This window comes from Streptomyces sp. SolWspMP-5a-2, from assembly GCF_900091845.1.
In the GTDB taxonomy this organism is placed as follows: domain Bacteria; phylum Actinomycetota; class Actinomycetes; order Streptomycetales; family Streptomycetaceae; genus Streptomyces; species Streptomyces doudnae.
In genome coordinates this window covers 1-7,021 of the sequence record NZ_FMCI01000129.1, presented here as the reverse complement: position 1 = coordinate 7,021, position 7,021 = coordinate 1, and the positions used below count along the sequence as shown (strand labels likewise).

6 protein-coding genes and 1 pseudogene are annotated in these 7,021 nt (G+C 73.6%); all 7 read left to right on the top strand.

Annotation, left to right across the window (positions count from 1 at the left end; all coding sequences use genetic code 11):
• Window positions 1–87 precede the first annotated feature (87 nt).
• Window positions 88–1,665: an ABC transporter substrate-binding protein gene (locus GA0115242_RS12645; RefSeq protein WP_093827713.1), complete on the top strand. Its 1,578-nt coding sequence runs from the start codon at window positions 88–90 to the stop codon at window positions 1,663–1,665.
• Between the two features lie 26 nt (window positions 1,666–1,691).
• Window positions 1,692–2,717 carry an ABC transporter permease gene (locus GA0115242_RS12640; protein WP_093827711.1) on the top strand — a complete coding sequence of 342 codons (1,026 nt, stop codon included), beginning with the start codon at window positions 1,692–1,694 and terminating at the stop codon, window positions 2,715–2,717.
• A gap of 3 nt (window positions 2,718–2,720) precedes the next feature.
• Window positions 2,721–3,611, top strand: coding sequence for an ABC transporter permease (locus tag GA0115242_RS12635; protein WP_093827709.1), 891 nt, complete (start codon window positions 2,721–2,723; stop codon window positions 3,609–3,611).
• Window positions 3,608–4,474: an ABC transporter ATP-binding protein gene (locus GA0115242_RS12630; RefSeq protein ID WP_093827707.1), complete on the top strand. Its 867-nt coding sequence runs from the start codon at window positions 3,608–3,610 to the stop codon at window positions 4,472–4,474. The genes GA0115242_RS12635 and GA0115242_RS12630 overlap by 4 nt, the downstream gene beginning before the upstream one ends.
• Entirely contained in the window at window positions 4,471–5,313 is an 843-nt protein-coding gene (locus tag GA0115242_RS12625; protein WP_093827705.1) for an ABC transporter ATP-binding protein, read from the top strand. Before GA0115242_RS12630 ends, GA0115242_RS12625 begins: the two co-directional genes overlap by 4 nt.
• Before the next feature lie 27 nt (window positions 5,314–5,340).
• Window positions 5,341–6,684 carry an NtaA/DmoA family FMN-dependent monooxygenase gene (locus GA0115242_RS12620; protein WP_093827703.1) on the top strand — a complete coding sequence of 448 codons (1,344 nt, stop codon included), beginning with the start codon at window positions 5,341–5,343 and terminating at the stop codon, window positions 6,682–6,684.
• 87 nt (window positions 6,685–6,771) lie between these two features.
• Window positions 6,772–7,021, top strand: a pseudogene (locus GA0115242_RS12615) (alpha/beta hydrolase); the annotation flags it as partial.

Here is a 7,021-nt window from a genome sequence, read left to right as displayed (position 1 = left end):
TGCCCCGGCACGCCGTCGCCGCCCGCCGGACCGCGGCCGGTGGCCGGGGACGCGCCGCGGACGGGCGCCGCCAGAGAGAGAAACCCCATGCCCGGACGTCCCACGCCCCGTCCCACCGCACCCACCGCCCGACGCCCGCGCCGCCCCCGCCCGGTGCGCGCCACGGCCCTCGCCACCACCCTCGCCGCGCTCCTCGTCCCCGCCCTCAGCGCCTGCGGCGGCGACGCCTCGGCCGGAGCGGGCAGCGGTTCCACCCTCAAGTGGGCGTCCTCCTACTTCCCCGCGCACTGGGACCCGGTCGTCTCCGGGAGCGGCGCCCAGTTCCGCGAACTCGCCCTCGTCTACGCCTCGCTGACGAAGACCGACAGCAAGGGCGACGCCGTCCCGGACCTCGCCGAGAGCTGGAAGTACAACAGCGCGGGCGACCAGATCACCTTCCGGCTGCGCTCGGGACTCACCTTCAGCGACGGCGAACCGGTCGACGCCACCGCCGTGAAGGCCGCCGTCGAACGCGCCAAGAAGCAGAAGAACTCCGCCCTGTTCGGCGACCTCACCTCCATCGAGTCCGTCGACGCCCACGGCCTGGACGCGGTCGTCCACCTCAACCAGGTCGACTACCAGATCCCCCAACTCCTCGGCCAGCGCGTCCTGCAGATCGCCAGCCCCAAGGCCGCCGCCGAGCCCGAGAAGCTCGACCAGAACCCGGTCGGCGCGGGCCCCTTCATCGTCACCCAGCTCGTCCCCGGCACCAAGGTCGTCCTGAAGAAGAACCCCGCCTACTGGGACGCCGAGAACATCCACATCGACCGCGTCGAACTGACCTCGGCGCCCGACGCGTCCACCGTCGTCTCCGGACTGCGCACCGGCGTCTACAACTTCGCCGACATCGAACCCAGCCAGGCCGCCGCCGCCGAGAAGGCCGGACTCGACGTCTTCGTCCAGCCCGGCTTCAACGCCTCGAACATCAGCCTCAACATCAACAAGGCGCCCTTCGACGACGACCGGGTCGTGGACGCCGTCCGGCACGCCGTCGACCGCCAGGAGTTCGTCGACAAACTGACCTTCGGCCGCGGCGAGAGCACCGACCAGCCCTTCCCCAAGGGCTACACGGCCTACGACCCGGAGTCCGAGAACGCCTACCCCTACGACCCGGCGCTCTCCAGGAAGCTGCTCGCCCAGGCGGGGTACCGGGCGGGCGCCCTGAAGCTGACCCTCGTCGTGCCCGCCGAGGACCCGCAGGCGGAGATCGTCCAGTCGCAACTGGCCAAGGTCGGCATCAGCGTCACCATCAAGATCGACAAGAACTGGGCGACCCCGTTCTTCGCCAAGGACCTGACGTTCTCGCTCTACGCCACCACCGGCCGCGACTCCGCGCTCCAGACCCTCACCGCCCACTTCGGACCCGACGGGCCGCTCAACCTCTCCTCGCCGTACGAGCCCGGCGGCTTCGAGGCCGCCGTCGCCGAGGTCCGCCGGACCCCGCTGGACGACCCCGGCTACCCGCGCGTCCTGCGCGCCGCCACCCGTGCGGGCCTCAAGAGCAAGGCCCTCGTCTTCACCTACTCCTCGCCCAACCTGTTCGCCAAGAGCCCGTCCCTGTCCGACCTGCCGAAGAACCCGGCGCACATCGACTGGACCGGCGTCACCCTCTCCGGCTCCCGCTGACCACCACCCAGGAAGGGGGCAGCACCATGACGACCACCGACGCGACCCGCGCGCCGGCCCGGCGGCCGGGCGGCGCCGCCAGGACCCGGCGCGCGGCGCTGCGGGCCCTGACCATCCTCGCCCGCTCCTTCGCGATCTTCGTGCCCGTCTTCGTGGTCGCGACCTTCGTGACGTTCGCGCTCCGCTCGCTCAGCGGCCTCAGCCCGGCCCGCATCCAGCTCGGCGAGGACGCGACCCCCGAGGCGATCGCCCGCGTCGAGGCCCACTGGGGACTCGACCGGCCCTTCCTCGCCCAGTACGCGGACTGGTTCGGCGGCGTCCTGCACGGCCGCCTCGGCACGAGCTGGACCAACGGCGCCGACATCTCCACCCTGATCGGGCTCGGCCTCGGCGTCAGCCTCTCGGTCGCCACCCTCGCGCTGCTCATCGGCGTCAGCGCCGGACTTCTCCTCGGCACGCTCGCCGCGGTCCGCCGCACCACCTGGATCGACCGCGCCGTCACCGCCTTCGTCACGGTGATCTCGGTGATGCCCGCGTTCGTCGTCGGCATCCTGCTGGCCGCCGTCCTCGCGGTCGGCCTCGGCCTGTTCCCCTCCGCCGGGTACGTGCCCCCCGACCAGGGGGTGGGCCCCTGGCTCGCGCACATCACCCTGCCCGCCCTCGCGCTGAGCCTCGACGTGATCGCCGACGTCGCCCGGCAGTTGCGCGGCAGCCTGGTCGCCGCCTACCGGGAGAACTACGTGACCGGAGCGCTGGTCAGGGGGCTCGGACCCCGGCGGATCTTCTTCAAGCACGTGCTGCGCAACGGACTCGGACCCGTCCTCGCCACCCTCGGGCTCAAGTTCCCCGCCCTGGTCGGCGCCTCCGTCGTCACCGAGTGGATCTTCGGCCTCCAGGGCTTCGGACGGTTCGCCAACGACTCCGCCCAGGCCGGTGACGTCCCCGCCGTCCAGGGCGTCCTCGTGGTGTCGATCCTCCTGGTCGTCACCTTCAACCTGATCGTCAACCTGGTGCTGGCCCGCGTGACACCGGCGTCCGGGCGAGGAGTGTGAACCATGGTGCGCGTCGTCCTCTCCCTCACCACCGGCAGGATCGCCGCCGGCATCCTCGGCCTGATCGCCCTGCTCGCGCTCCTCGGCCCCTGGCTCGCCCCGCAGAACCCGCTGACCACCAGCGACGACACCCTCGCCGCCGTCTCCGGAGCGCACTGGCTGGGCACCGACCACCTCGGCCGGGACGTCCTCAGCCGCCTCCTCGACGGCTCCCGCGTCAGCGTGCTCGGCTCCCTGGAGGTCGCCCTGACCGCCATGGCCGTCGGGGTGCTGCCGGGCATCCTCTCCGTCCAGCTCGGCCGGGTCTTCGAGTGGATCACCCTGCGGCTCGCCGACACCCTGGTGGCGCTGCCGTTCCTGCTCTTCGCGGTCGCCGTGATCGCCCTGCTCGGCAACGGCATCACCCAGGCCATGCTGGTCACCGGCGTCCTGGTGTCGCCGCTGTTCTACCGGGTGGCCCGCGCCGCGACCCTCGCGGTGGCCCGCTCCCCGTACGTGGAGGCGGCGGTCGTCGCGGGCGCCTCCACCGGCTGGATCGTGCGCAGGCATGTGTGGGCCAAGGTCCTCCCGCCCATCGCGGTCGCCCTCGCCCAGACGATCGGCGTCGGCTTCGTCATCGTCTCCAGCCTCACCTTCCTCGGCATCGGCGTGCAGCCGCCCGCGCCCACCTGGGGCGGCCTGCTCGCCTCCGACCTCGGCTACCTCGACCAGCGGCCGTGGGCGCCGCTCGCCCCCGCGCTGCTCATCACCCTCACCGTGTGGGCGAGCAACCTCCTCGCCGACGCGATCCGCGACGCCTCGGGCGAGGCCGGACGCGCCCTCGCCGGACGGCGCCGGGCCCGCGCCCGCCGCACCGCCGAGGCCGACCCCGTCCCCTCCGGAGGCACCCGATGACCGCCCTCTCCCCGACGACCACCGCCCCCGCCGCCGGACAGGCCCCCGCCCGGCCCGTCCTCTCCCTGCGCGACGTCCGGATCACCGACCGGGCCACGGGCCGCGAGATCGTCCACGGCGTGAGCCTCGACGTCACGCCCGGCCGGACCGTCGGCATCGTCGGCGAGTCCGGCAGCGGCAAGACCCTCACCTGCCGGGCCGCCCTCGGCCTGCTCCCGGCCCACGTCGAGATCAGCCACGGCACCGTCGAGATCGACGGCACCGACATCGCGACCCTCACCCCGCGCCGCTGGACCGCGCTGCGGGGCACCGTCCTCAGCGCCGTCTTCCAGGACCCCGCCTCCTACCTCAACCCCTCCATCCGGGTCGGCGAGCAGATCGCCGAGGTGCTGCGGGTCAAGAAGGGCCTCGGGCGCAGGGCGGCCCGCGACCGCGCCCGCGCGCTGCTGGACGCCGTCCGGCTGCGCGACCCGGACCTGGTCCGCGTCCAGTACCCGCACGAACTCTCCGGCGGCATGCTGCAACGCGTCCTGATCGCCGCCGCCGTGGCCGCCGACCCCCGCGTCCTGATCGCCGACGAGGCCACCACCGCCCTCGACGTCACCGTCCAGGCCGAGATCCTCGACCTCCTCGACGAACTGCGCGAACGCACCGGACTCGGCCTCGTCCTGGTCTCCCACGACCTCGCCCTGGTCGCCCAGCGGTGCGACGAGGTCCTGGTGATGCGGCAGGGCGAGGTCGTCGAGCAGGGCCCGACCCGCACCGTCCTGCACCGGCCCCGGCACGCCTACACCCGGCTGCTCATCGACGAGCACGAGCAGTACGGCCTCGAACGGTTCCGCACCCCGCAGGAGGACGCATGAGCACCCCGGCACCCGCCCGGCCGATCCTCGACATCACCGGCCTCACCGTCCGCTACGGCCCGCGCCGCCGCAGCCGCCGCGCCCTGCACGACGTCACGCTGCGGGTCGCCCCCGGCGAGGCGGTCGGCGTCATCGGCGAGACCGGGTCCGGCAAGTCCACCCTCGCCAGGACCGTCCTCGGCCTGGTCGAGGCGTCGGCCGGCACGATCCTCGTCGACGGCGAGGACGTCACCCGCCACGGCCGCCGCCAGTGGCGCGCCCTGCGCCGCCGCGGCACCGTGCAGTACGTCTTCCAGGACCCGCTGCGCAGCCTCGACCCGGACCTCACGGTCGCCGACTCGCTCACCGAACCCCTCCTGGTCCGGGGCGTGCCGCGGGCCGACGCCGTCGAACGGGCCCGCGCCCTGCTCACCCGGGTACGGCTCGACGGGGCGCTCCTGGACCGGCTGCCCGGCGAGATCTCCGGCGGCCAGCGCCAACGCGTCGCCGTCGCACGGGCGTTGATCACCGAACCGCGGCTGCTCCTGCTCGACGAACCGGTCAGCGCCCTGGACTCCGCCAACCGCGTCCAGGTCCTGGAGATCCTCAAGGAACTCCGCGACGCCGGAACCGCCCTCCTCTTCATCTCCCACGACCTCGGCTCCGTCGCCGGGGTCGCCGACCGCATCGCCGTGCTCCACCGCGGCGAGCAGGTCGAGACCGGCACCGCCGCCGAGATCATCGGCGCGCCCCGGCACCCCTACACCCGGCTGCTGCTCGGCTCCGCGCCCACGCTGCGCGGACCGGCCCCCTCGAGCCGGGCCGAACGCGACGCCCTGCGCGCCCTCCTGCCCGTCTGAACCCGCCCTCGCACCCCAGGAAGAACCATGTCCCGCACCCTGCACCTCGCCCTGCACCCCTACGGCGTCGGCGGCCCCGGCCAGCACGGCCTCTGGAAGGACCCCCGGGTCGCCAAGAACGCCAGCATCGACGTCAACTACTACATCCGGCAGGCCAAGGCCGCCGAACACGCCCTGTTCGACGCCCTGTTCATCGTCGACAGCCAGTTCATCAACGCCACCTACCCGGCCCACTACCTCAACCGCCTCGAACCCCTCACCCTGCTCTCCGCGGTCGCCACCCACACCCGGCACATCGGCCTGGTGGGCACCGCGAGCTCCACCTACAACTCGCCCTTCAACCTCGCCCGCCGCTTCGCCTCCCTCGACCACATCAGCGGCGGCCGGGCCGGATGGAACGTCGTCACCAGCTTCGACACCGGCACCGCCCGCAACTACGGGCTCGACGAACACCTCGACTACGCCACCCGCTACGGCCGCGCCCTGGAGTTCGTGGAGGTCGCCCGCGGCCTGTGGGACTCCTACGAGGACGACGCGTTCCCCGCCGACGTCGCCCGCGATGTCTTCCTCGACCCGAGCAAGCTGCACGAACTCGGCCACGAGGGCGAGCACTTCAAGGTCGCGGGCCCGCTCAACCTGTCCCGCTCGCCCCAGGGCCAGCCGGTGATCTTCCAGGCCGGGGTCTCCGAGGAGGGCCGCGACCTCGCCGCGCGGGTCGCCGAGGGCATCTACGCGCCGGGCGGCTCGCTGGAGCAGGCCCAGGAGTACTACGCCGACATCAAGCGCCGCACCGCCGCCCACGGCCGCGACCCCGAGCACATCAAGATCTTCATCCACGGCGGGCCGGTCGTCGCCGCCACCGACGACGCGGCACGGCGCCGGGAGCGGGAGATCTTCGACGAGGACAACGACCTCGGCCGCAACCTCGCCCTGCTCGGCCGCTCCTTCGGCGCCTACGACTTCGCCGCCCACGACCTCGACGCGCCCTTCCCCGACGTCGCCCACCTCGCCGAGAAGGGCGGCAGGACCGCGGCCGCCCAGATCATCGCCCGCGCCCGGGAACAGAAGTTGACGCTCCGTCAGGTCGCCGAGTCGGCCAACGCGTTCCGCCGCTCGCCGTTCGTCGGGGCACCGGAGACCGTCGCCGACACCATCGCCCGCTGGTTCGCGGCCGGCACCTTCGACGGCATCAACCTCGCCTTCCGCACCGACGACGACCTCGAACTCTTCGTCGACGGCGTGGTGCCGCTGCTCCAGCGGCGCGGCCTGTTCCGCACCGCGTACGCGGCCGACACCCTGCGTGGCAACCTCGGCCTGCCCGTCCCCGCCAACCGCCACACCCGCGAGCCCGTCCTCGCCCCCGACGCGTGAGCGGCCCCGAGCGCCGGACCCCGCCCGGCCGCCCGCCCCGACCCGGCGCGGCCGTCCGCCCGCCGTCCGACACCCCAGGAGCTTGAGATGACCGAGTACACCGACCACCACGGGCCGGTCGGGCTGCGGGTACGGGGCACGATCGTCGTCGTCCCCGGGCGCGGCGAGACCCGCGCCACCTACACCCGCCTCGGCCGGCGGCTGGCCGCCGACGCCTACCGGGTCCGCGTCGTGGACGCCCCCGAGCTGCGCCCCGACGACCTCGACGCCTCCCTCGACCGCCTCGCGACCGGGCTCGCCGACGCCGTCGCGGGCACGGCGGGCGACGAGGGGGTCA